Raw genomic sequence first — 22,959 nt, 5'->3', positions numbered from 1 at the left:
TCAACGGCCAGAGCCGGCCCGCAGCCTGTCGCTCAGATTGGCGACGAGATCGAACAGGTCACAGGTCGCACCGTAATGCGCGACATTGAAGATAGGGGCCTTCGGATCAGTGTTGACGGCAATGATGAGCTCGGCCTGCGCCATGCCCTCGAGATGTTCGGGCGCACCGGACACGCCGAGCGCCAGATAGAGCTTCGGCTTCACCTTCTGGCCGGATTTGCCGACCTGGCGCAGCTTAGGCAGCCAGCCATTGTCGACGACAGGACGGCTGCCGGCGATCTCCGCCCCCAGCATCGTCGCCAGATTGCGCGCAAGGTCGATGCTTGCCTCGTCGCCGATGCCGCGGCCCACGCACACGATCCTCTCGGCTGTCGTCAGATCGACGTCGGCATAATCCGGCACGTCGATGGCCACCATTCTCACCTTGCCGCTGGCGAGCGTGGGTTCGGCATCGATCGTCTGCACGCTCGCGGCGGCGATCGGGCCCGGCGCTGCCTCCGCGAAGGCGCCTGGGTTGATCATCAGAATGGCGGGCAGTTGCACCTCGCAGTCGGCGAGTATCTTGCCGCCATACATCTGCGCGACAACCGTCAGGTTTTCACCGTGCCGCTTGATTTCGTTGACATAGGAGATGAGCGGCCAGCCGGTTCGCGCCGAAATGTCGGCTGCCACGTCCAGCCCGTTTGCCGAATAGGGAACCAGGACCAGGCCGGGGCTCTCGGCGGTGACGACTTCGCGCAGAAGCACCGCATAGGTCTCGGCGGGAATAACATCCGCTTTTGTCGCGCGGGCCACTATCAGGCGATCGGCGGCACCGAAGAGAGAGGATGCGGCTTCCGCTTTACCGCCGGCGAAAAAAGCGACAACCTCGTCGCCGGCCTGGGCGATCGAACGCGCCGCGGCGATCATTTCGAGGGAGAAGGCTTCGATCTTGCTGGAGTGGCCTTCGGTACAGGCAATCAATTTCATGGCTTAGTTCCTCGCCAGGCCCTTGGCTGCCAGGATGCTGACCAGCCGATCCGCGACTGTCTCGGCATCGCCGCCGAGATTCTCGCCGGAGCCGCCCTGGACTGGCAGGCGCAATGTGATGATCTCGGCGGAACGCTCGAAGCCTGACGATTCGGGCGCGGCGCGGCCAATGGGCGTCTTGGATGCTTCGCGAAGCTTGCTGCCGGAGACATAGCGTGGCGCCTTCGACGCTGTCTGAACGCCCAGCACCGCCGGCGTGGCCAACTCATAGGTGACGGCGACACCGGCGCCGCGCTCTTGCGTGACCCGAAGCACGGCGCCGTTCGCAACGATACGGTTGGTTCCCGACACATGCGGCCAGTCGAGCAGCGCGCCGACATAGGGCGCGAGCTGGCCGAAGACATCCTCGCTCGATTGAACGCCGCACAGAACCAGGTCGGCCGACTTTGCCCGCGCCATCGCCGCGATGGAAGCCGCGATCTCACGTGAGGAGATCATGGCGTCCTCCTCGGCCTGAAGCGCCACGACTTCGTCGGCGCCGCGTGCGGCAGCCATCTGCAGGACACGGTTGGCGCCTTCGCCAACGGCCACCGCCGTTACCTTCGCGCCGCCGGTTTCCTTGAGCAGGATTGCTTCCTCCAGCGCATGATCGTCGAAATCGTTGAGCTGAAAATCCAGCCATTCCCGATCGATGCTGCGGCCGTCCTCGGCGAGCTGCAGCTCGCCCGCGGAATCCGGGATCATGCGCAAGACAACAAGAATATTCACGGCCTCTCCTCCGACGGAACGCACCTCAAGCGCCCGGCACCGGCTGCTAGATAAGTCGTATTCCTTGCCGCCCCCAATGGCGAAAAAGGTAATAGCAGCTATTACAAGACGGCAGATTGACGATCGTGGGTAATCGACTGCTAATTTGCGTCAAATCGCTTTCAGTCGAATTTTTCTGAATTGGAGGTTGTCAGGAAAATAGTCGTGCGATTTGCCCGGGATATAGACATCTATTGTTTGTTTATACTGTCTCGCGTGCGAGAATGTCTGAGGAGAATTTAGACGCTCTGTCGAGCGTTCAGGAGGAGGAACCAATGTCAATAAAGAGCATATTAGACCACAAGATCTCGCGTAAGAGCTTTATACGGGGAATGCCAGCCGTGGCGGCAGCCATGGCCGCCGCACCGGCCATCCAGCTCGCCCAGACCAGCGCAGCCGTCGCCGCAGAGCCGGAAACGAAGCCCGGCTACTATGGCGCGCCGCGCACCTGGATGTGGAACCCTAATGCGAACACCATGGTCGACACCTCGAAATGGAAGAAGGCGGGTCCCTATACGATCGGGTTCTCCAATGCTTCGATTTCCAATGCTTGGCGCGTCGCCTTCCAGCATGGCGTGCTCTGGTCCGCCGGCCAGCATCGCGACGAGATCGCCCATCTTCTCGTCACCGACGCCAATGACGACCCCTCCAAGCAGATCGCGGATATCCAGGATCTGATCAGCCAGGGCGTCGACATTTTGCTCATTGCCGCCTCGACTGAGGACGCGCTCGATTCCGTCGTCGGACGCGCAACCGAACAAGGCATCCCCGTTGTCATGGTCGATCGCAAGGTGAAGACGCCGGCCAACTACATCACCTACGTCACGGCATCCGACTGGGCATTGGGCCGTCTCGAGGCGCAGTGGTTGTGCGAGACGCTGGGCGGCAAGGGCAACATCGTTATGCTGCCCGGCATCGCCGGGTCAAGCGTCGCGGAAATCCGCATCAAGGCGAACGAGGAAGTGTTCTCGAAATTTCCCGACATCAAGGTGCTGGAGAAGCAGTATTGCGACTGGAATCCGGCAACAGGCAAGTCGGTGATGGCCGCGCTGATCCAGAAGCACGGCAAGGCCATCAACGGCGTCCTGGCCGACAGTGCGCTTCAGGGCTACGGCGCGATCGAAGCGTTTCTTGACGCCGGCTACAAGGACGGCGAATTTCCACCGATGACCGGCGGCGACGTTGCCCGGATGTATCAGCTGGCCAACCAGCACAACATCAAGATGGTCGGCATCGATTATCCGACGTCGATGGGCATCACCGGCATCGAGACCGCGCTTGACGTGCTCAAGGGCATCTCGGTCCCGGACAAGGTCGAGGTCAGCTTCCAGGTCGTCACGTCGCCGGGTGCGGATACGATCTCGGTCAAGGGCGACAGGCATCTGCTCGACCATGTCAGGATGAGCGATCCGGGCGATCTGTCGCCAAGCAACGGGCTGCCCGCCGGCTATAATCCGAGTACATTCAATCCCGACTATCCGAAGTAAGCTTCCCAAGCGAGCCGGTGCGCGCCCATCCTGGACGCGCACCGGACGTGCATTGAACAGTTCGAGCACCGGATATGTCAGCGTCTGTTATTGAGCTCAGCCAGATCGAGAAGGACTATCCTGGAGTCAAACCCCTGGACAAGGTCGATTTCGCCGTGCAGCCAGGCGAAATTCACGCCCTTCTCGGCGAAAATGGCGCAGGCAAGTCGACGCTGATCCGCGTTATGGGCGGCGTGACCAAACCGAATTCCGGGACCATGACCTATCTCGGCAAGCCGGTTTCCTGGCAGTCGCCGAAGGAAGCACGCGCTGCCGGCATCCACGCGATCCATCAAGAGCTTGCGCTTTTTCCCGAACTTTCGGTCGCCGAGAACATTCTGGTCGATACGCAGCCCCGCGGCAGGTTTGGTCTCATTTCGAACCGCGCCCGCCACGTCCGCGCCGCTGAAATACTCGCACAACTCGGCGTAGATATTCCAACCCACGCCAGGATTGACGAATTGCCGCTTGCCGATCAGCAAATGGTCGAGATCGCGAAAGCCCTGGTCGGCAGGGTGCGGCTTCTCATCCTGGACGAACCGACAGCGGTCATCGCTGGCCGCGAGGTCGATCTTTTGTTCGAGAACATGCGCAGGCTGCGCAACGAAGGCGTCGGCATCGTCTACGTCTCCCACAGGCTTGAGGAGATATTCGAAATCGCCGACACGGTGACCATACTCAAGGACGGCCAACTCGTCGGCACCAGCTCGGTAAGCGCGCTCACGCGTGAAGAGATGATCACTCGAATGGTTGGCCGCCGGCTCAGCCAGATCTATCCGCCGCGGCGTATGGCACCGGCGGGCGGTCCGGATGTGCTCACAGTTCGCAATCTCAAGGCCGGTCCGCGCGTCCGCGACGTCAGCCTCAACGTCAAGGTTGGCGAAATCGTCGGCGTGGCCGGCATGGTCGGTTCGGGGCGCACAGAGGTTGCCGAGGCTATCTTCGGCACGCGAGCCGTCGAGAGCGGGGTGATCGAATTTGATGGCAAGCCATTTGAGACAATGCTTCCGAAGGGTTCGATAAGGCATGGGCTCGGTTTCCTAACCGAGAGCCGCAAGGACGACGGCCTGTTTCTCGGTCTGCCGATTTCCGCCAATATCGTGGCGCCCGACCTCGACGGCATAACGAAACATGGCCTGATCGACAGGAAGCAGGAACGTGCTGTGGCGATGCAGCAGATCCAGGATTTTTCGGTAGCGACGCCGTCGCCTGACGTGAAGATCGGCAATCTCTCTGGGGGAAACCAGCAGAAGGTGCTGTTCAGCCGCTGGTCGCGGATCGCCAGCAGGCTGCTTATCCTCGACGAACCGACGCGCGGGGTTGATATCGGGGCCAAGGTGGAGATTTACCGCATCGTGCGACGGCTGGCGGATTCTGGCGTCGGTGTGCTGATGATCAGTTCAGAACTGCCCGAAATCGTCGGTCTCTCCGACAGGGTCTTCGTCATGGCGCAAGGCCATGTCGTCGGCGAAATCAAAGGCGATGCACTCGGCGAGGAGGCGATCATGGATCTCGCCGTGCGATCTGTCGGGCACCGCGAGGCGGAAACGGATCAGCGAGCGGAGCCGGTCGGATGAGCGCGATCACGGTGGATCTTCGCCGCAACCGGCTGTTGCTTTCCTATCTGATCGTGGCAGTGCTGCTGGTGCTGCTTGCTGTCGTCGGCGGCTTGTTGTCCGATCGGTTTCTGACCTGGCGCAACATCGGCAATCTGTTCCAGCAGCTCATCGTGCTGGGCATGGTCAGCCTGGGTCAGACGTTCGTCGTGCTGATGGGCGGCATTGATCTGGCGATCGGTTCGCTGGTCGGTGCGCTCACCGTCTTTCTGGCGAACTTCCTCGAATGGCGTCCGGATCTGGTCTGGCTTGCACTGCCGCTGGCATTGCTCGCCGCGACCGCTGTCGGCGCGCTCAACGGATTGCTGACGGTCGTGCTGCGCGTCCATCCCCTGATCGTCACGCTCGGCATGTCCTCGATCATCTTTGGCGCAACGCTGATGTACCGCAAGGAGCCCGGCGGCTCCGTACCGCGCGCCTTCGCGGATATTGCCTATGCAAAGGTCGGCGGTATTCCGTTCAGCGCCATCGTGCTCGTGGTGATTTTCGCGCTCGCCGGGCTTTGGCTGCAGCGCACGCGCACGGGCCGCAGCATCTACTTCGTCGGCGGCGATCGGGAAGCGGCGCGGCTGAATGGGTTGCCGGTCGATCGTATCGTGGTGCTTGCCTACGCGCTGTCGGGCCTGTGCGCCGGCATAGCGGCGATTTTCCTGACCGCCCGCACCGGCGTTGGCGACCCGCGCATCGGCGCCGCGCTGACGCTGCAGTCGGTCACGCCAGTCGTGGTCGGAGGCACCATTCTGGCCGGCGGCAGAGGCGGCGTGCTCGGTACTTTCCTCGGCGTGCTGCTCGTCACCATGCTCAACAGCCTGCTGAACTTCGTCAATGTCTCGTCCTACTATCAGTGGGTCATCCAAGGTCTCATCATCATCATCGCGGTCGGCATCCACACCACAAGGCGGAGATAGTGATGGCGCCTCTTGATACCCCGATGCCGCGATCGCAAGGCATGTCCCTGGCCTCAGTCTTCGAGCGCTACGGGCTGATGATCTTCCTGGCCGTGCTGATGACCGTTGCGGCTCTCGCTTCACCAACCTTTCTGCGGCCGGCCAACCTGGTCAATGTGCTGACGATCGCGGCACCGCTTGGCATGGTCGTCGTCGGCCAGACCTTTGTCATCCTGGTGCGCGGATTGGACCTCTCCGTGGCCTCGCTGATGGCAACGGTGGCCGTGCTGGCGACCGCTTTCAAAGCCACGACCAATGAGGCGATTCCGATGATCTTCATCGCCGCGATCGCCCTGTCGGCCGCGGTGGGTCTGGTGAACGGCTGGCTCGTCGCCAAACGCAATGTCAGCCCGTTTCTCGCAACGCTGGCGATGATGATCATCCTGCAAGGCATTCGTTTCGCCTATACTGGCGGCGCGCCGATCAGCACCTTGCCGCCGGGCATGGGCTTTCTGGCCTCCGGACGGATTTTTGGCGTGCCCGTCAATCTGATCACCCTGGCATTTCTGGCAATTGCGTTCGGCATCGTGCTGCACCGGTCACGCCTCGGCCGTGAGATTTTCATGGTCGGAAGCAATCCGAAGGCCGCGTTCCTCAACGGCGTCGCGCCCGATCGCGTGGTCATCCTCTGCTACGTCATCTGCTCGGTCTGCGCGGGAATAGGCGGACTGTTCCTGCTCGGTTATGTCGGCACCGTTTCGAACTGGGTTGGCCAAGGCTACGAACTGGACTCCATCGTTGCCGCCGTGATGGGCGGGGTCGCGCTTACCGGTGGGCGCGGCAACATCTTTGCGGCGCTGCTTGGCGTGGCCGTTCTGGTGGTGATCAACAATCTCGTGCTGCTGCTCGGATTTCCGATCGAGATGCAGCTCATCATCAAGGGTGTCATCATCATCGGCGCGGCGGCGTTTTACCGGACGCGGCTCGCCTGACCCGATGCTGCCATTGGACCCCAAGGGAGGAAGAAAATGACCGTTGAAGTTCTGGCGGATCGCAATGCACGGGCAAGGCGCGACGAGGAAGTGGATGTCGTGATCGTCGGGGCCGGCCCATCCGGCTCGGTCGCCGCACTTCATCTGGCGCGCGCCGGCATTTCCGTCGTCGTGCTCGAGCAGGGCGAATGGCCGGACTATGCCGCCTATACCGGCGCGCGTCCGGAACACGAGCTTGTCAGCACCAAGCTCTGGCATCCCAATCCCAACGTCCGCGACAATCCCAACGACTATCCCGTCGACACGTCGACGACGGATATCAACCCGTTGATGTTTGCCGGCGTCGGTGGCAGCGCGACCCTCTACGGCGCGCAATGGATGCATTTCCTGCCGTCCGACTTCCGCGTGCGCTCGATGGATGGCGTGGCCGAGGACTGGCCGTTCACCTACGAAGACCTGTTGCCCTACCAGCTCGAGATCGAACGCGAAGTGGGCGTTTCCGGTCTAGCCGGCGATCCGGCCTACCCGCCGCGCGGCGCCTATCCCTTTCCGGCGCTCCCCATGGGCTCCGTCGGCCAGCGCGGTGCGCTGGGTATGGAGAAGATGGGCTGGCACTGGTGGCCCGGCAGCAACGCCATCCCGTCGGAGAAGTTCGGCGAACTCAATCCCTGTGTGCGTCGCGGAACCTGTCTTACGGGCTGTCCGGAGGGCGCGAAATCGACGACCGACCGGTCGCATTGGCCACTGGCCCTGAAGGCCGGCGCGCGGCTCGTCACCCGTGCACGCGTGAAAGAAATCGAGACCAACGACCAGGGGCTGGCGACCGGTGTCGTCTATGTCGATGCAAACGGTCGCGACCGGCGCCAGCGCGCCAAGGTGGTCATCCTGTGCGCCAATGGCGTCGGCACGCCACGGCTGCTGCTGATGTCGGGAGGAGCCGGGAAACCGGACGGCCTTGCCAACTCGTCGGGCATGGTCGGCAAGCGGCTGATGATGCATCCCTTTGCAAGCGTACTGGCCTCTTACCAGGATCCGCTGGATTCCTGGCGCGGTCCCTTCGGCCAGCAGGTCTATTCGCTGGAATTCTACGAGACCGACGAAAGCCGCGGCTTTGTACGCGGCTCGAAATGGAACTGCATGCCGTCGGGCGGACCGGTCGGTGTATCCGGCGCGACCGGGTCCAAGGTCTATGTCGCCGAAAGCGGCCGGTTCCAGGATTTCTGGGGCGCCAACCTGCATGAAAATGTAGCGCGCCGCTTCGGCCACTCGCTGATCTGGGGCATTGTCGGCGAGGATCTTCCGGAGGAGAGCAACCAGGTGGTGCTGTCGAAGGATCTGGTGGATTCCGATGGGCTGCCGGCGCCGCAGATCGTCTACAAGGTCAACGAGAATTCCAACCGGCTGCTGAAGTTCAACATCGACCGCTGCCTGGAATCGGTGCGCGCCGCCGGCGCCATCGAGACGCTGGTTTCGACGCCGGTGCGTGAATCCGGTTGGCATCTCATAGGCACCACCGTCATGGGCGACGACCCGAAGCGCTCGGTCGTCGATCAATGGGGCGCCTGCCACGACGTGCCGAACCTCTATGTCATGGATGCGTCGACCTTCCCGACCTCGGGCGCTACCAACCCGACGGCGACCATCATGGCCGTCGCGCTGCGCAACACGCGCCGCATGATCGCCGAGCGCCGCAACCAGAAGGTGGCCTGACATGTCGAACGAAAACACCTTCTTCGCGCTCGCAGACTTCCTGATCCCCGCGCATGGCAAGATGCCGAAGTTCAGCGACGTCTGCCGCTACGCCGATGTCGAGAAGTCGCTGGATTTTCGTGTTGATCTGAAGCCGGGCTTTGCGCGCGGCATCGCGGTCGGTCCGGCCAACGGCGCCGAGGCTCGTCTGGAAAGCCTCAACAAGGAGGATGGCGAAGCCTTCTCGGCGATCACCACGATTGCCATTGCCACCTACTACATGAGCCCGCGCGTGCGCGAACTGATCGGCTATCCCGGCCAGGAGAACGTCCCCTACGATTCCAAGGCGACGCAGATCTACCTGACCAACGGCTCGCTCGGCCACGTCATCGCGCGGGGCCGCAAATATCGGCCGACACCCGGCCTTTGATCTCCCAAGCAACTGGAAAGGACCATCCAATGGGCAAAGACGTGTTCGACAAGGGTTTTGAAATCCGCAAATCGGTTCTGGGCGCCGAATTCGTCGAGAAATCCTTCGCCAGCGCCGACGATTTCAATCGTCCGCTGCAGGAACTCGTGACGGAATATTGCTGGGGCGCTGTCTGGGGCCGTGACACGCTCGACAAGAAGACCCGCAGCATGCTGAACCTCGCCATGCTTTCCGCGCTCAATCGTCCGCACGAACTGAAGATGCATGTGAAGGGCGCGCTGACCAACGGCGTGACCAAAGACGAGATCCGCGAAGTCCTTCTACAGGTCGTGATCTATGCCGGCGTGCCCGCAGGCGTCGATTCCTTCCGGGTGGCGCGCGAAGCCATGCAGGAAGTCGGAGCATGACAACCCGTCCGCCGCTGGCCACGGAAAAGCTCTCGATGCTGATCGGCGGCCGCGCGGCCGCCGCGCAGTCGGGCGATTTTTTCGAATCCTTCGATCCCTTCACCGGCAAGGCCTGGGCGCTTGTTCCGCGCGCTGGCGTAGCCGATGTCGATGCGGCCGTGCAGGCAGCAGCGGCCGCGTTTCGCGGCGAGTGGCGGACGATGATCCCAAGCGCGCGTGGGCAGATCATGACGCGCTTTGCCGACCTCGTGGCGGAGGAGGCCGAAAACCTGGCCGTTCTCGAAACCCGCGACAACGGCAAGCTGATCAATGAAATGCGGATGCAGTGCAAATACATCCCGCAATGGTTCCGCTTCTTTGGCGGGCTCGCAGACAAGATCGAAGGACGGGTCATCCCGATCGATAAGCCGGGCGTGTTCAACTACACGCGCCGCGAGCCGCTCGGTGTTGTGGCCGCGATCACACCGTGGAACTCACCCTTGATGCTGGCGACATGGAAGCTTGCTCCAGCGCTCGCGGCCGGCAACACGATCGTCTGGAAGCCGTCGGAATTCTCGTCGGTCTCGGCGTTGTTCTTCGGCCGGCTTTTCGAGAAAGCGGGCTTTCCCAAGGGCGTCGTCAACATCGTCACCGGCTTCGGCCATGAAATCGGCGACCGCCTCGTCACCCATCCAGATGTCGCGAAAGTGGCATTCACCGGTGGTGATGCAACCGGCCGCCGCGTCTATCAGGCTGCCGCCGGCGGCCTCAAGAAGGTCACGCTCGAACTCGGCGGTAAATCCGCCAACATCGTTTTCGCCGACGCCAAGATGGAGGCAGCCATTCCCGGCCTCGTTTCCGGAATCTTTGCCGCGACGGGGCAGACCTGCATTGCAGGCTCTCGCGCGCTTGTGCAGCGCTCCGTCTACGACCAGGTGACGGAAAAGCTGGTCGCCTTCGCAAAGACCGCGAGGATTGGCGATCCGCTCGATCCCGAGACCCAGGTAGGTCCGATCACCACCTTGCCCCAGCGCGCGAAAGTGCTCGACTACATCAGCATCGCCAACGGTGAGGGCGCTGCGCAATTGCTCGGCGGCAAGATACCCGAGGACAAATCGATTGCCGATGGCTGGTTCGTGGAGCCGACGATCTTCGGCAACGTGAAGCAGTCCATGCGCATCTCCCAGGAAGAGGTCTTCGGACCGGTGCTGTCGGTGATTCCCTTCGAGGATGAGGATGAGGCGGTGGCCATCGCCAACGACACCATCTACGGGCTTGCGGCCGGGATGTGGACGCAGGATCTCGGCCGCGCAATCCGCTTGCCCGAGCGGCTCGAGGCCGGCAGCGTCTGGGTCAACATGTACCGCGCCACCAGCTATCTCTCGCCTTTCGGCGGCTACAAGCAGTCGGGCATCGGCCGGGAGAACGGCCAGACCGCCATCTACGAATATCTTCAGGAAAAAAGCATCTGGATCGATGCCGGGAATTCCATTCCCGCGCCGTTCGTCCAGCGCTGATCGAAGGGTCCTTCGGAGGAAATCATGACCATACGTTTCGATGCCGTGCCACCACTCGATCCCAAGGTGGCGGCGTTCGTCGGCGGCAAGCACGCGATGCTGATCGGCAGCGCATGGCTGCCGGCGGCCTCCGGAGGGTCGCTGGACGTCATCGACCCCTCGAATGGCCGGGTCATCGCGCAGGTGCCGGCCGGTGATGGCGCCGATGTCGATCTGGCGGTCAGGGCCGCGCGAACGGCGATCGACGGTCCATGGTCGAAAATGGTGCCGGCCGAGCGCGCCAGGCTGATCTGGAAACTCGCAGATCTGATCGATGCCAATGTCGATATGCTGGCGACGCTCAATTCCTATGAGAGCGGCAAACCGATCGGCGATTCCCGCAATGGCGAGGTGCCGTTCACGGCCGAGACGCTCCGCTACTATGCGGGGTGGGCCACCAAGATCAATGGCGAGACGATGACGGTCAACGCACCGGGCGACTGGCATGCCTACACCCGCCGCGAGCCGGTCGGCGTCGTCGGCCAGATCATCCCGTGGAACTTCCCGCTCAGCATGCTCGCCTGGAAGGTGGCGCCGGCACTGGCGGCCGGCTGCACCATCGTGCTCAAGCCGGCCGAGCAGACGCCGCTCGGAGGGCTCTACTTTGGCAAGCTGGTTCAGGAAGCCGGCTTTCCGGAAGGTGTGGTCAATATCCTGACCGGCTTTGGCGAAACGGTTGGCGCGGCGATGGCGGCCCATCCCGATATCGACAAGGTGGCTTTCACCGGTTCCACCGAAGTCGGTCGGCTGATCGCTCGCGCCGCGACCGGCAATCTCAAGAAGGTCAGCCTTGAGCTTGGTGGCAAGGCGCCGACCATCGTGCTGGGCGACGCCGATATCGACATGGCGGTGGCCGGCGCCTCGAGCGCGGCATTCTTCAATGCCGGGCAGAGCTGCGGGGCGGGAACGCGTTTCTTCGTTCACAAGAAGATCTACGACAAGGTCATGTCCGGGATCGCGGCGCGCGCCGAAAAGCTGAAGCTCGGCGCCGGGCTTGACCCTGCGACGGAGCTTGGCCCCGTCGTCTCTCAGCAGCAGATGGAACGCATCACCCGACTGATCTCGGAAGGCAGGAGTGACGGCGCCGAGATCGTCACGGGCGGCGGGCGTGCGGGTGACGTCGGCTATTTCGTCAAGCCGACGGTCATTTCCCGGACGCGGCCGGACATGTCGGTGATCCGCGAAGAGATATTCGGACCGGTGGCCTGTGCGATGCCTTTCGACGACGAGGACCTGGACAAACTCGCCAAGGATGCCAACGACACCGAGTATGGCCTTGCCGCATCGATCTGGACCAACAATCTGGGCACCGCGCATCGGCTGGCCGCAAAGATTAAATCCGGCACGGTCTGGGTGAACTGCCACAACTTCAATGACGTCACCATGCCCTTCGGCGGGTTCAAACAATCGGGCTGGGGGCGCGAACTCGGCGAGCAGGCGCTCCAACTCTACACCGAGACCAAGACCGTCGCGATCCGGCTGCCATAGGCGAGGTGGCCGATGTCCTGCTACGAAATGATCGACGCGCGGTTCGGCGACCTGATCGATCCGGTCGCATTCCTCGAAACCATCCATTCGGGAAATCGCTGGGCGGAGGGACCGGTCTATTTCGCCGATCTTCGCTCCCTGATCTGGAGCGATATCCCCAACGACCGCATGCTGCGATGGGACGAGGACACGGGGGCGGTTTCGCTGTTCCGAAGCCATGTCTGCAACCCGAACGGCAGCACACGCGATCGCAACGGAAGGCTGATCACATGCATGCAGGGGGAGCGCCGCGTCGTGCGTACCGAATGGGACGGCTCGATCACCGTGCTGGCCGCCTCTTTCGATGGCAAGCCTTTGAACTCGCCGAACGATGTGGTCGTGAAATCCGACGGCAGCATCTGGTTCACCGATCCTAATTATGGGATCATTTCAGACTATGTCGGGCGCAAGGGCCTACAGGAGCAGGCTGGCTGCCGCGTTTACAGGATCGATCCGCAGTCGGGGATGATCACAGTCGTTGCCGATGATTTCTCCATGCCGAACGGGCTCGCCTTCTCGCCTGACGAGAAGCACCTTTATATTTCGGACTCCGGCTTCCTCACCGACCGCAGCGCTCCACATCACGTCAGGCAGTTTGACGTCGACGGCGACAGATTGGTAAATTCCCGCGTCTTCGCAAACATATCGCCCGGCATTCCAGATGGCTTTCGCGTTGATATCGCGGGTAATCTCTGGATCAGCGCATGGGATGGCGTACAATGCCATACGCCCGAAGGTGAACTCATCGGGAAAATTCAGGTGCCGGAAATGGTTGCGAACCTGGCCTTTGGTGGGCCGCGCAACAATCGGCTGTTCATCACGGCGACAACGTCTGTCTATGCCGTGTTCTTGAATGTCCGAGGCCAGAAGTACCCGTTCGGCATGTGACACGGACGCCGATGGGTCAGCCCGGAGGCTCTGCAGCAGCGGACGGTTGGGGTGAGAGTTGGACACGAAGCAGCTACAGGTATTCATCGCCGTCGGTGCGGCTGGCAGCTTCTCAAAGGCCGCTCTCGACCTCAATGTCACCCAGCCTATGGTCACGCGCCATATTCGCGGACTTGAGGAGGAGCTCGGCGTTGAGCTGTTTTATCGCAACGGCCGCGGTGTCGTGCTGACCGAGGCGGGCGTGCTTTTGAAGGCTCATGCCGACGAGATCGTCGAGCGGATGCGGCTGGCGCAAAATGCCGTCTCGAACCTCAAATCCTCGCCGAAGGGAAGGTTGGTGCTGGCCGTGCCGCCTTCGGTCGGCACCGTGCTCACGGTGCCGCTGGTCAAGAAGATCAAGAACGAGTTTCCCAATGTCGCGCTGCAAGTCATCGAAGGCTTCAGCGGCCATATCCTGGAATGGCTGATCGCCGGTCGCATCGATGCCGCGGTGCTCTACAATTCGCCGAACCATCCTTCCGTGCTGACCGAACCGCTCGCCGATGACGAACTGTTTCTGATCGGACCGGTCTTGTCCGAGCGCGTGTTGCCGCGCGGGCCAGTCGGCCTCAACATCTTCGCTGAGCTGCCGATGATACTGCCCAGCCGCCCGCACGGGCTGCGGCGGCTCATTGATAATACCCTGGCGGAGCATGGCATCTATCCGCGTGTCGAGATGGAGCTGGAGGCGATGCCTTCAACCTTGCTGCTGGTCGAGGAAGGTACTGGCTATACGGTTCTGCCCTATGCTTCCGTGCATCTCCTTGTCGAGGCTGGCCGCATCGAGGTCTGGCCATTCGACCCGCCGATTACCCGACAGCTGATCCTCGCGACCTCCTCGCAGCGACCAATGTCCTCGAACTTTCGCCCACTCTTCCGCGCGGTACGCACGGAACTGCGAGACATCATTTCCACCCACATCTGGAAACCATTGACGCCATCTTGAAAACCGATGGGCTCGGACTTGCCTGGTGCAGATAGAAGCCTCGGCGGCGACGTTCGGTTATCATTGTTCGTCGATTCGATCGATAAATTCATCCGCCGAAGCGACCGTAGGCGCGGCCAAACAAAGGGCCAATGCGCCCAAGATGAGGTTTTTATTTCGAATCCCTTAAAAGGAAAAACGCCCTTCGTTGGGTAAACCTTGTTCAACGACTTTCGTTCCGCTGCCATCGTGACGCGCGCCGGGTCAAGCAGGCTTAAGCGATGCTCGGCGAACGGGGTTGGAATCGCTTCCGCTTCCTCGGCGATCGAGGGACTCAGAGCCCGAGTGTCTGACCCGCTTCGAGGCGAAGGAACGCCGACGAATTCCTGAAAACCGCGTCCTGAAAAGCGTCGACGGCAGAGCCCTGGGTAACATCAACCAGCACGGCGGCCGCACGCTCAACCTTGTCGGCCGCTTCGTCAACCTTGTCGAATCGCATCAGCGTTCGATCATGGAGCATCGACAACCGCGCTGCGTGGTAAAGCACGCTTCGCTTGTGACCGTCCGAGTCCAGTGGTTCGAACAATATCATGGTCTAGACTCCTCAATGGGTGTGATCTTCAGCAGCCGCCGGCGGGCTGCTTGCGCTCGGGCCTGCCCGGCTCTTATGCGGCTGCACAGTGCAAGGCTGATCGCAAGCCCGTGCTTGCCGTCGAGCATCGTCTTCGCCTGATTGAGGGAGAGTTCGGCTCTCTTCGCGCGTTGTCTGGCGACCGCCATTTCCAAATTCAAAAGTTCAACCATTCCTCGGCGTCCTGATTGCCATCCCTCCATTAGCAAACCGTCATTTATCGCTTTGGTTCCGATTCCGGGGAGGGGGGAAGCATGACGGACCCGCTCGGCATCCTCGCCGATCATCTGCAGGGCCTCGCCGATCAGGTAGCTGCTGCTCTACAGCTGCGCCGGCAATGCAGGCTGAACGCAACGAACCTGTCGATTTTCAGCCGCTCAGACATTACCCCGACTTCAGCGACGACCTGACGCGGCTCGTTGACCTTGGCCTGCGGGCCTAAGCCATCCCTCCGACATCGCGCTGTGTCATTCGCCCGCGAAAAAGGGGTGAAGTCCGAACGCGCGAGCTGACTGAGATCGGAATTCCCCGCTGCTATCTCGCCCGCATGTGCGATGGCATGCGACGCTGCCGCGTTGGCTTTGCTGTGCGCCATTGCCGCATATGCCAAGAAACAGAGAGCGCAATAGGTCTGCTAGCCCCCAATTTCGAGCAACTCTGTCGCTTGGCGGCACGGTGCCGCCTATGTCGCACTGCGGCGTTCCCCAAGGGCGTGAATTGATCAGGCTGCCCTATCCATCACTAGGGGGACGCCTGAACTGCAGCCATCTTTGCGATAAGAGTCCAAATCGGCACCCGATCGCTTCGTCACATGGAAAAGCCCGCCCTCCTTGCCAAGTCGCGGACCGATCTCGCCGCGTAGCTGCAAAGTAGCTGCAGAAAAGGCCCGGACCCAAAGGACGGGCCAATCACTACGAGAACACCGGTAAAGCGGTGGCAACTACCGGCTGGCTGGCGGAGCGACGCCGTGGGCCTGTCGTTACCGAGCCACATGACCTGATTTCAGCCACCCATCTTTTTAGCCATCGCGCAGAAATCCGCATGCGACTTGTTAATCGTGGTGTCGCCGCAGGCCGGCTCACCCGTTTGTTGTAGGTGAATGCCTCGTCATCGTTGGACCAAACAATCAACCTCAGGGGCGCCTATCTCGCGCAAGATCTCGATACGCATGTGGCCGTCGACCAGCAGGTACTTTCCCGGCGTGTCTTTGTCCCTTGCGATCACGGGCAGTTCCACAAGTCCGATCTCGACGGACGAGCTGACCTATTGGTATTTGGGAGTTTCCCTGGCGCTTTCGGTGAACAGGTGAAGCGGCTGGATATCTTCAAGCCGAAGGCGAATCGTATCGCGCTCGAAAGCGGATTTTATGTCCGGAATAGTAGGAGTCATGCTTAGGCTCCGATCTACCGGACACTGACGGTCAGGGGCGTCTCCAGCTGATCAGCTACCGATTGCCACCGATCAGCGAAATGGCCGTATGCGGTCTTGATTTGAACACCGACAGGCAGTTCGGGGCATTCATTCTCCCATTGCTGCCCCAGTTCACCCAGCCGGACTGGCGCCGTTGGACGATCTGGAAGGCGCCGGATGGCTGCGACGTCCACCAGACCATGGCGCGGCCGGTAGTCGTGTCGAATTCCACCGTCTTGTCGGCCGGGCCGGGATATCGTTTCGTGCTCGACCGCCGACACGTCGACCGGCCGATCCGTCAGCACCCACTGGCGATCCGTGAGGTCGGCCTTCACATGGCATGCCGCGCGCACGCGGGCCAACCGTTCACGCAGCTCGTCTTCGCCGAGTACGCCCTCCCACTTGCAGAACAGGCGCCAGTAGAGATCCCAATGGGCGGATTCGATGTCGCTGAGGCTGGAACGGAATTCCTCAAATTTCCGGCTCTGGTTGGTCGAATCGGCCACCGTGTCGGCCACCATGGCCACGAGCTCGCCGGCATAAGGGTCCCCCGCGCGGTAGCGCGTCCCGCCATAGGCGGCGAAGCGGTCGAAGACCAGCTTGCCCCTGCCGCCCTCGAACTCGTCGCCGACGGTGATCTTGTTGGTGACCGAGCAGCCATTGATGACGGTCTGGAAGGGATCGACCTGGTAGCGGCGCTGGAAGAAAGGCGTCCCGTGGGTGAAGATCCAGTCGATCGAGAAGCGCTTGCCCTTGAGTTCGTCGAGCAGCCCGTCCGGGATCGTGCCGTGCATGCGGTAATGATGGAGAACTGGGCCGCGTTCCAGCGTCTCGATCTCGACGGTCGTGTGCTCGGGAGGGTTGATTAGTCCGTTCTCGGGCGTGAAGAAAGGCCCGTAGAAACCGCCGATGGCATTGTTGCCGGAGGGCAGCAACTCGAAATCGTCTACCAAAGAACGGAAGTGGCGGATACCCCACTTGGAGGAGCCCAGGCCCTGCGCGCTGCCGGAGCAGAGCTCGAGATCGAATGCGCCGGTGTCGAGGCGGACGAAGCAATCAGCCTCCTTGCCTTTTAGGACCTTGATGCCGGGAATGTTGGCTGAATTAGGCTTGCATGGTTCTTCCAGCGCTAGCCGCAACTGGCCGCTGAAACTCACGGTCGCGATGAAACGCATTTCGCCTGCCCTGGTGTCCCGCGTCAGGCGCTGGTAAAGCACCCGCTTGCCGGCCTCGTCGCGCGCCCACCAGAGGGGCTTGCGTAGGTTCGCGGCGACGGAAAAGACGATCGGTTCGCGCTTGCGCTGGCGGGCAAGTGGATCCGTGATGGCGACGGCAAGGGTCATGGAGAATTCTTCCAATTCAAGAGTGTGAGCGGGGAAGGGCGAGGTCGGCCCTGCCAGGCGCGAACGGCGGCGCCTGGACGTTATCGGCCTGATGCGCCGGGAGGTCTGTTCCTGCGGATTGGAAGAGCCCCGGCCGCTGCTTCAGGCTGTCGATGGCGACGGCTAGGATGATGACCACGCCCTTGATCAGCAACTGGGTGAAGAAGGGCACGTTGAGCAGGACGCCGAGGATCACCGATCCGATCAGCGTGCCGACGATCCGGCCGCGGCCGCCGGCGAGGCTGGTGCCGCCGAGCACCACCGCCGCGATCGCGTCGAGCTCGTAACCGGTGCCGGCCGTTGGCTGGGCCGAGATCACGCGGGCGGCGAAAATAACGCCCGCAAGTCCGGCACAGGCGCCGGCCAGGACATAGACGGACGTGACGACCCGCTTGACGCGTACGCCGGCGAGCTTGCCGCCTCGGCATTGCCGCCAACGGCATAGACGTGGCGGCCGTAGCGCGTGCGTTCCAGGATGAACCAGACGATCAGGTAGACGACCACCGTCACGATGACGGGCACCGGGATGCCCCAGAGGTATCCGTTGCCGATGCCCTTGAAATTCAGGGAGCTGGAGACGATCGGCTGGCCTTCGGTGATGGTGTAGGCGAGGCCACGCAGGAACGTCATCGTGCCGAGTGTGACGATGAACGGCGCGAGCGAAAGATAGGCGGTCAGCACGCCGTTGATAAGGCCGCAGGCCGCGCCGACCGCAAGGCCTTTGCAGACGGCGGCGGGCGCCGGCACCCCGGCTATGGCTGCGATGACGGAGACCACGCCGGAAACGGCGACGATCGATCCGACGGAGAGGTCAATGCCACCGGTCAGGATGACAAGCGTCATCCCCGCCGCCAGAATGGCGTTCACCGATATGGAGCGCGCAATGTTGAGGAGGTTATCGACGCGGTTGAAGTTTGGCGCGATGGCCGACATCAGAATGACCAGCGCGAGCAGCACCATCAGGATGCCGGCGCGATCCCACCATTTGGCGAAGTCGAACGGGACGCGTTCGGGAGCGGCCGCCTTTGGCTTGGCGATTTCATCTCGAGCGGTGTTCACGGCTGGACTCCTATGTTTCCGCTACGGGCCGCGGTGCCGTCGCGTAAAGCATCACTTCTTCTTCGGAGGTTTTCTCCGAGATCAGTTCGGACACGATCCTGCCTTGGCGCATGACCAGGAGGCGATCGCTTATGCCGATAGCTTCCGGTAGGTCCGACGATATGACGAGGATTGCCTTGCCGGCGCGCGCCAGCTGATCGATCTCCTCGTAGATCTCCCGTTTTGCGCCGATGTCGACGCCGCGGGTGCCCTCAAGGATCAGCACCCTGGAATCGCGAAGCAGCCATCGCGCGAGCTGGTTCCCTCCGGACAGGGCTTTCACCGGCAGCGAGAGAGCGTTGAGCCTGAGACCCAGCCGTTTCATCTGTGTCAGAACTGCATCGCGCCGCTCTGTCCGGTTGACGACGCCTGCCGCCACGAAGCGGTCGAGCGAACTGATCGCAATATTGTCCTCCACCGAATGGTCGAGGAACAGCCCTTGCTCCTTGCGGTTCTCTGGCACCATGCCGATGCCGTCGGCTATTGCCTCGAACGGATCCGCAGGACGGCTGGGGCGACCTCCAATGCGGACCGAACCGGCTGTGCGAAGGTCGGCGCCGAACGGCCACCGCATCGGGCCTCGCTCGGCATGGGCTACATGGAATGCGAGGACGGCGTCGACGATACCTGGCTGGCAGCCGCGCCACTTGAGATCGAAGTCGCGTGGAAGCGATACACCGCTATCGCGCAGCTCACGCCTTGGTACGACCCCAAGGGAGAGCGTTTGAGACTGTAATGCCAAGGCTTGGTCTCGGACACAGGTTTGTTGCAACGACTGAATCGGGGCGCAACGGGGTCTGTGGCCGCTGGTCGATGTGCCGGCCGAACTCGACGAGGCAGCGAAAGTCGATGGCGCAAGCTCCTTGCAGGTGATGATGATGATCGTCCGGCCGGTGATCCGCCCGGCTGGTCACAACCTTCATCTCCGCCTGAAACGAATTCCTCTTCGGTCTTATGCTGACAACCAGTCGTGCCGTCCCGATGACGGTCGGCGCGTCCTTCTTCTTCGCCGCAAGCGGCGGTGGCGTAAAATGGGGAACCGCTTCCGCGGTCATGATGCTGGGCGCCTTGCCGCCGGCATTGCTGGGGCTTGTGATGTATCGGCAGATATCGGGATCCATGACCGCTGGAGCGGTCAAAGGCTAACTCGGTGACAGGCCATCGTTCGGCGTGCGCCGCCTGCCACGGCCGCCAGAACCGCCTATCCCTGCGGTTCGCCAAAAGTGTCCTTCATCGCGCGCAGGATGATGACGGCCGAGGCGGCACCCGGATCCATGTGTCCCAGGGATCGCTCGCCCAGCCTGGCGGCCCTGCCGCGCGCAGCGACCATGGATCGTGTCGAATTGGCGCCGGCTTCCGCTGCCTCCAGGATGCTTTTCCACATTTCCATGCTTGAAGCTGCGCGGGCTCGCGCACTGGCGGCGGCTTCCGTTGCAGGAATCCATGCATCCAGCATCGTCTTGTCGCCGCGTTGGCCCTTGCCGCGCTCCATGATGCCGGTCGTCATTGCCTCGACAATTGCCGCCTGGCCTGTGGATGAAAGGCAATCTTCCTGCTTGAGGGCTTGCGCTGCTCTCCGGAACGCTGTCGCATAAAGCGGTCCCGTAGATGCGCCGACCGCATCGAGAAAGGCTGACGCTGCCGCAGTCAAAACCTCCGACGGAAGCGTGTCGTCGAGGTTGAGTTTGGCCAGCTCCGCATTCACTGCCATGAAGCCGAGGGACATGGTGATGCCGTGGTCGGCGTCGCCAATGGCACCGTCCAGATCCGAGAGATGGTCTTTTCCCGCCTCGATGGCGATGGAAATGCGATAGAACATCCGGCTCAGTTGCCGCGCCGCGTTGTCCGCCATCGTGTTCCTCCCAGTTCAAGCAGGATGCAGCCCTTCGTGGGGCGCATGTCTTGTGTTCTCAGCCGACCCTCAGGAAGGCGGTATCGCAAGGATGATGCAACAAGTCCGTCAACTCGGTGTCGAGATGCAAGATCGAGATCGACGCACCGACCATGTCGAGCGACGTGCAATAGTGCCCGACCCAGTTCGCCTCTATCTTGATGTCCTTGGCACTCAGCCGCTGCTCGACGCGTCTGAAGAGAATGTAGAGCTCCATCAGTGGCGTCGCCCCAAATGAATTGATCAGCACCGCGACTCGGTCGCCCGATGCCGGTTTCATCTCCGAAAAGATGCGGTCCATCACCCGATCCGTGATCTCATCGGCGCTCATCATCTTTTCGCGGATAACACCACGTTCTCCGTGGATGCCCATGCCGATTTCGATATCGTCGGGACCGATTTCGAAATTGTGGCGGCGGGTCTGCGGCAGGGAGCAGGGCTCCAGCGCGACGCCCATAGTGAATGTCCGTGCATTCGCCTTGCGGGTTGCTGCCTCGCAGGCCTCGAGCGACCAGCCGCGGTCGCAGGCGGCTCCGGCGATCTTGAACATGAAGAAGTTGCCGGCAACGCCGCGGCGTCCCTCCCTGTCCTCCAGCGGCGAGGAGGCAATATCGTCCGTCGTCACGACCGTCCGCACCTCGATGCTGTTTTCCGCCGCCATCTCGGCCGCCATTTCGAAATTCATCACGTCGCCGGCGTAATTGCCGTAGACGAAGAGCACGCCTTGGCCGCCCGACGCGGCCTGGGCGCACTGGAAGATCGGACCCGGAGGAGGCGACGAGAAGATGTTGCCGACCGCCACCGCATCGGCGAGGCCCTTGCCGACATAGCCGAGAAAGCAGGGCTCATGCCCGGTGCCGCCGCCGATGACAAGCCCTACCTTGCCTGGCCTCGGCCCGTTTCGGGCGACAAGGGCACGATGGGACCCCTTGATCGGCTTGATGTAGGCGGCGTGGGCTTTCAACGCGCCGTCAAGCATCTCCTCGACAACATCGTCGGGGTCGTTCAGGAATTTCTTGATATGGGTCCGGAAGTTGCTGGGCAGCGCCACGCTGTTGTCGACCTTCGGGCGTTGCGACAGCTTCTGGTCAAGCTCTGTCACGCCATCGGCGTTCAGGATGCCGCGCCCCGTGGCAGCGTCGGTGATAAGCACATTGACGTAGCCGCCGCGCAGCGCGGCGAGGATTGCCGGCACCTTGTCGAAACCGCCGGCAACCGCGATCCGCAGGCCGATGGACTTCAGCATCTGCAGCGATATCCCGATCGTCCGGTCGTCGAGCGGGCCGGCCACCGGATGGCCTTGACCATCGATGAAGCGGCCGGCAACCACGCCCACCGCACCCTTGGCGAGATATTGCTGCAACGAAACCGATTCAAAGAAGCCGCTGGTGTGGATCGTTGAATTTGGCCGTAGCGAAGAGACGCCGAACAGCGCCTTGTTGGCTTTGGAAAGCGCGTCGAACTGGCTTGCAATGAGCGTCTCGCGCAACAGGATGTCGCGCACTTCGGCCGTGGAAACCACCGCAGGCGCTGTGATGTTGATCAGCTTCGCCTTGATCGCGCTGGCGATGGCGGAGGCGCAGAGCTCCGGCGTGTAAGCAAAACTGGCGCTCGTTCCGCCGGTGGCCTGAACGACGGTGACGTCCTGAAGGGCAGGCACCGACGCCTGCTCGCCGATCGCCAGCACCGTTCGTCCCCAGGCAACCGCAAGCGTGTCGCCGGATTTCAAAAGCTTGTTCAGGGCTTGGCCCGCAGCACCGCCAAGGCGATCGATCAGCGGCCGCGCATTGTCGTCGCTCGGCACGACGAGACAGTCATGCAGGCCGAAGTGACGTTTGAGTTCCTGCGCGATCGAGAGTGAACTCAGCCGCGATGGCTCGAGGGAAATGTTGACGATCCCCCTGGCGCGCGCATCAGCCAAATAACTGTTCACCGTCGCCCGCGAAATGCCCATGATGTCGGCGATATCGCCCTGCGTCATGCGATCTTCGTAATAGAGCCAGCAGGCCCAGACATAGGGGTCGTCGCCATAGCGCAACGGAATGGGTTCAGCCGTAGCGTCGGCTCCGGCTCGCACGGTTCCGTTCTTCCGTGCTGATGGTGTCTTGACGGTCATGCTGCCCGGTTTCCCCGAATCCCAAGATCGATCGCCAAGATGAGCGCAAACGGGCGAACTCTCAATCTGGCTCCGATCAGGCACCAGAACCTGCCCCATCCCGATGCGATCTGGATGGGGCTCTGGCTCTGTTTGAGCATGATCTCTGGACAAATGGTTTCCGTTTGTCCGAGAAAACCGAATTCCACTTTTCG

21 protein-coding genes and 2 pseudogenes are annotated in these 22,959 nt (G+C 62.0%); 14 read left to right on the top strand and 9 right to left on the bottom strand.

From position 1 onward, the window contains the following. Together AC0L3E_RS25595 and AC0L3E_RS25590 are read right to left on the bottom strand one after the other, a co-directional pair. Positions 1 to 969, bottom strand: a complete 969-nt coding sequence (locus AC0L3E_RS25595; RefSeq protein ID WP_236383505.1) for an electron transfer flavoprotein subunit alpha/FixB family protein — start codon at positions 967 to 969, stop codon at positions 1 to 3. Positions 970 to 972: 3 nt separating this feature from the next. Next, complete coding sequence (locus AC0L3E_RS25590; RefSeq protein ID WP_236383507.1) at positions 973 to 1,737, bottom strand: electron transfer flavoprotein subunit beta/FixA family protein; 765 nt, start codon at positions 1,735 to 1,737, stop codon at positions 973 to 975. A gap of 380 nt (positions 1,738 to 2,117) precedes the next feature. Here AC0L3E_RS25590 and AC0L3E_RS25585 point away from each other — a divergent pair, with 380 nt between their 5' ends. The 11 genes from AC0L3E_RS25585 to AC0L3E_RS25535 all read left to right on the top strand — a co-directional run bounded on the left by AC0L3E_RS25585 (position 2,118) and on the right by AC0L3E_RS25535 (position 14,258). Then, positions 2,118 to 3,263 (top strand): substrate-binding domain-containing protein, encoded by a 1,146-nt coding sequence (locus tag AC0L3E_RS25585; RefSeq protein ID WP_473605886.1) that lies wholly within the window; start codon positions 2,118 to 2,120, stop codon positions 3,261 to 3,263. A 74-nt stretch (positions 3,264 to 3,337) separates the two neighbouring features. Then, positions 3,338 to 4,879: a sugar ABC transporter ATP-binding protein gene (locus AC0L3E_RS25580; protein ID WP_473605885.1), complete on the top strand. Its 1,542-nt coding sequence runs from the start codon at positions 3,338 to 3,340 to the stop codon at positions 4,877 to 4,879. Then, a complete protein-coding gene (locus tag AC0L3E_RS25575) occupies positions 4,876 to 5,826 on the top strand; it encodes an ABC transporter permease (protein ID WP_127330565.1) in 951 nt (316 codons plus the stop codon). Before AC0L3E_RS25580 ends, AC0L3E_RS25575 begins: the two co-directional genes overlap by 4 nt. Before the next feature lie 2 nt (positions 5,827 to 5,828). After that, positions 5,829 to 6,797 carry an ABC transporter permease gene (locus AC0L3E_RS25570; protein WP_127330563.1) on the top strand — a complete coding sequence of 323 codons (969 nt, stop codon included), beginning with the start codon at positions 5,829 to 5,831 and terminating at the stop codon, positions 6,795 to 6,797. Positions 6,798 to 6,833: 36 nt separating this feature from the next. Then, a complete protein-coding gene (locus tag AC0L3E_RS25565) occupies positions 6,834 to 8,507 on the top strand; it encodes a GMC family oxidoreductase (protein ID WP_127330561.1) in 1,674 nt (557 codons plus the stop codon). A gap of 1 nt (position 8,508) precedes the next feature. Then, positions 8,509 to 8,916 carry a hypothetical protein gene (locus tag AC0L3E_RS25560; RefSeq protein WP_127330559.1) on the top strand — a complete coding sequence of 136 codons (408 nt, stop codon included), beginning with the start codon at positions 8,509 to 8,511 and terminating at the stop codon, positions 8,914 to 8,916. Positions 8,917 to 8,945: 29 nt separating this feature from the next. Then, entirely contained in the window at positions 8,946 to 9,323 is a 378-nt protein-coding gene (locus tag AC0L3E_RS25555; protein ID WP_109661499.1) for a carboxymuconolactone decarboxylase family protein, read from the top strand. Next, positions 9,320 to 10,819, top strand: a complete 1,500-nt coding sequence (locus tag AC0L3E_RS25550; protein ID WP_473605883.1) for an aldehyde dehydrogenase — start codon at positions 9,320 to 9,322, stop codon at positions 10,817 to 10,819. The genes AC0L3E_RS25555 and AC0L3E_RS25550 overlap by 4 nt, the downstream gene beginning before the upstream one ends. A gap of 24 nt (positions 10,820 to 10,843) precedes the next feature. Then, the gene (locus tag AC0L3E_RS25545) at positions 10,844 to 12,346 is read left to right on the top strand and encodes an aldehyde dehydrogenase family protein (RefSeq protein WP_473605881.1); all 1,503 of its coding nucleotides are present in this window, start codon (positions 10,844 to 10,846) and stop codon (positions 12,344 to 12,346) included. Positions 12,347 to 12,358: 12 nt separating this feature from the next. Then, a complete protein-coding gene (locus tag AC0L3E_RS25540; RefSeq protein ID WP_127330553.1) occupies positions 12,359 to 13,273 on the top strand; it encodes an SMP-30/gluconolactonase/LRE family protein in 915 nt (304 codons plus the stop codon). Positions 13,274 to 13,331: 58 nt separating this feature from the next. After that, positions 13,332 to 14,258 carry a LysR family transcriptional regulator gene (locus AC0L3E_RS25535; RefSeq protein WP_112619573.1) on the top strand — a complete coding sequence of 309 codons (927 nt, stop codon included), beginning with the start codon at positions 13,332 to 13,334 and terminating at the stop codon, positions 14,256 to 14,258. A 313-nt stretch (positions 14,259 to 14,571) separates the two neighbouring features. On the opposite strand, the gene AC0L3E_RS25530 is transcribed toward AC0L3E_RS25535, so the two are convergent. Both AC0L3E_RS25530 and AC0L3E_RS25525 read right to left on the bottom strand, forming a co-directional pair. Continuing rightward, entirely contained in the window at positions 14,572 to 14,829 is a 258-nt protein-coding gene (locus tag AC0L3E_RS25530) for a hypothetical protein (RefSeq protein WP_473605880.1), read from the bottom strand. Further along, positions 14,826 to 15,041, bottom strand: coding sequence for a hypothetical protein (locus AC0L3E_RS25525; RefSeq protein ID WP_127330549.1), 216 nt, complete (start codon positions 15,039 to 15,041; stop codon positions 14,826 to 14,828). Before AC0L3E_RS25525 ends, AC0L3E_RS25530 begins: the two co-directional genes overlap by 4 nt. Before the next feature lie 81 nt (positions 15,042 to 15,122). On the opposite strand from AC0L3E_RS25525, the gene AC0L3E_RS25520 reads away from it, so the two are divergent. Further along, positions 15,123 to 15,278, top strand: coding sequence for a hypothetical protein (locus AC0L3E_RS25520; protein WP_164762717.1), 156 nt, complete (start codon positions 15,123 to 15,125; stop codon positions 15,276 to 15,278). A 993-nt stretch (positions 15,279 to 16,271) separates the two neighbouring features. On the opposite strand, the gene AC0L3E_RS25515 is transcribed toward AC0L3E_RS25520, so the two are convergent. The 3 genes and pseudogenes from AC0L3E_RS25515 to AC0L3E_RS25505 all read right to left on the bottom strand — a co-directional run bounded on the left by AC0L3E_RS25515 (position 16,272) and on the right by AC0L3E_RS25505 (position 19,224). Next, positions 16,272 to 17,621, bottom strand: a complete 1,350-nt coding sequence (locus tag AC0L3E_RS25515; RefSeq protein WP_473605878.1) for a hypothetical protein — start codon at positions 17,619 to 17,621, stop codon at positions 16,272 to 16,274. Positions 17,622 to 17,637: 16 nt separating this feature from the next. Next, positions 17,638 to 18,503 (bottom strand): annotated as a pseudogene (locus AC0L3E_RS25510) (ABC transporter permease subunit). Between the two features lie 226 nt (positions 18,504 to 18,729). After that, positions 18,730 to 19,224, bottom strand: a complete 495-nt coding sequence (locus AC0L3E_RS25505; RefSeq protein ID WP_473605963.1) for a hypothetical protein — start codon at positions 19,222 to 19,224, stop codon at positions 18,730 to 18,732. On the opposite strand from AC0L3E_RS25505, the gene AC0L3E_RS25500 reads away from it, so the two are divergent. Beyond that, positions 19,198 to 19,494, top strand: coding sequence for a hypothetical protein (locus tag AC0L3E_RS25500; protein ID WP_245470290.1), 297 nt, complete (start codon positions 19,198 to 19,200; stop codon positions 19,492 to 19,494). The two genes, AC0L3E_RS25505 and AC0L3E_RS25500, sit on opposite strands and share 27 nt — an antisense overlap. 76 nt (positions 19,495 to 19,570) lie before the next feature. Continuing rightward, positions 19,571 to 19,904: pseudogene (locus AC0L3E_RS25495) on the top strand (ABC transporter permease family protein); the annotation flags it as partial. Positions 19,905 to 19,959: 55 nt separating this feature from the next. Here AC0L3E_RS25495 and dhaL read toward each other — a convergent pair. Both dhaL and AC0L3E_RS25485 read right to left on the bottom strand, forming a co-directional pair. After that, complete coding sequence (dhaL, locus tag AC0L3E_RS25490) at positions 19,960 to 20,610, bottom strand: dihydroxyacetone kinase subunit DhaL (RefSeq protein ID WP_127330547.1); 651 nt, start codon at positions 20,608 to 20,610, stop codon at positions 19,960 to 19,962. Positions 20,611 to 20,668: 58 nt separating this feature from the next. Next, entirely contained in the window at positions 20,669 to 22,765 is a 2,097-nt protein-coding gene (locus AC0L3E_RS25485; RefSeq protein ID WP_128308515.1) for a bifunctional sugar-binding transcriptional regulator/dihydroxyacetone kinase subunit DhaK, read from the bottom strand. Positions 22,766 to 22,959: the final 194 nt, after the last annotated feature.

It is taken from the genome of Mesorhizobium sp. WSM4822 (genome assembly GCF_055811155.1).
Note: the sequence above shows the minus strand (reverse complement) of the source record. Positions and strands in the feature narration are given on the sequence as shown.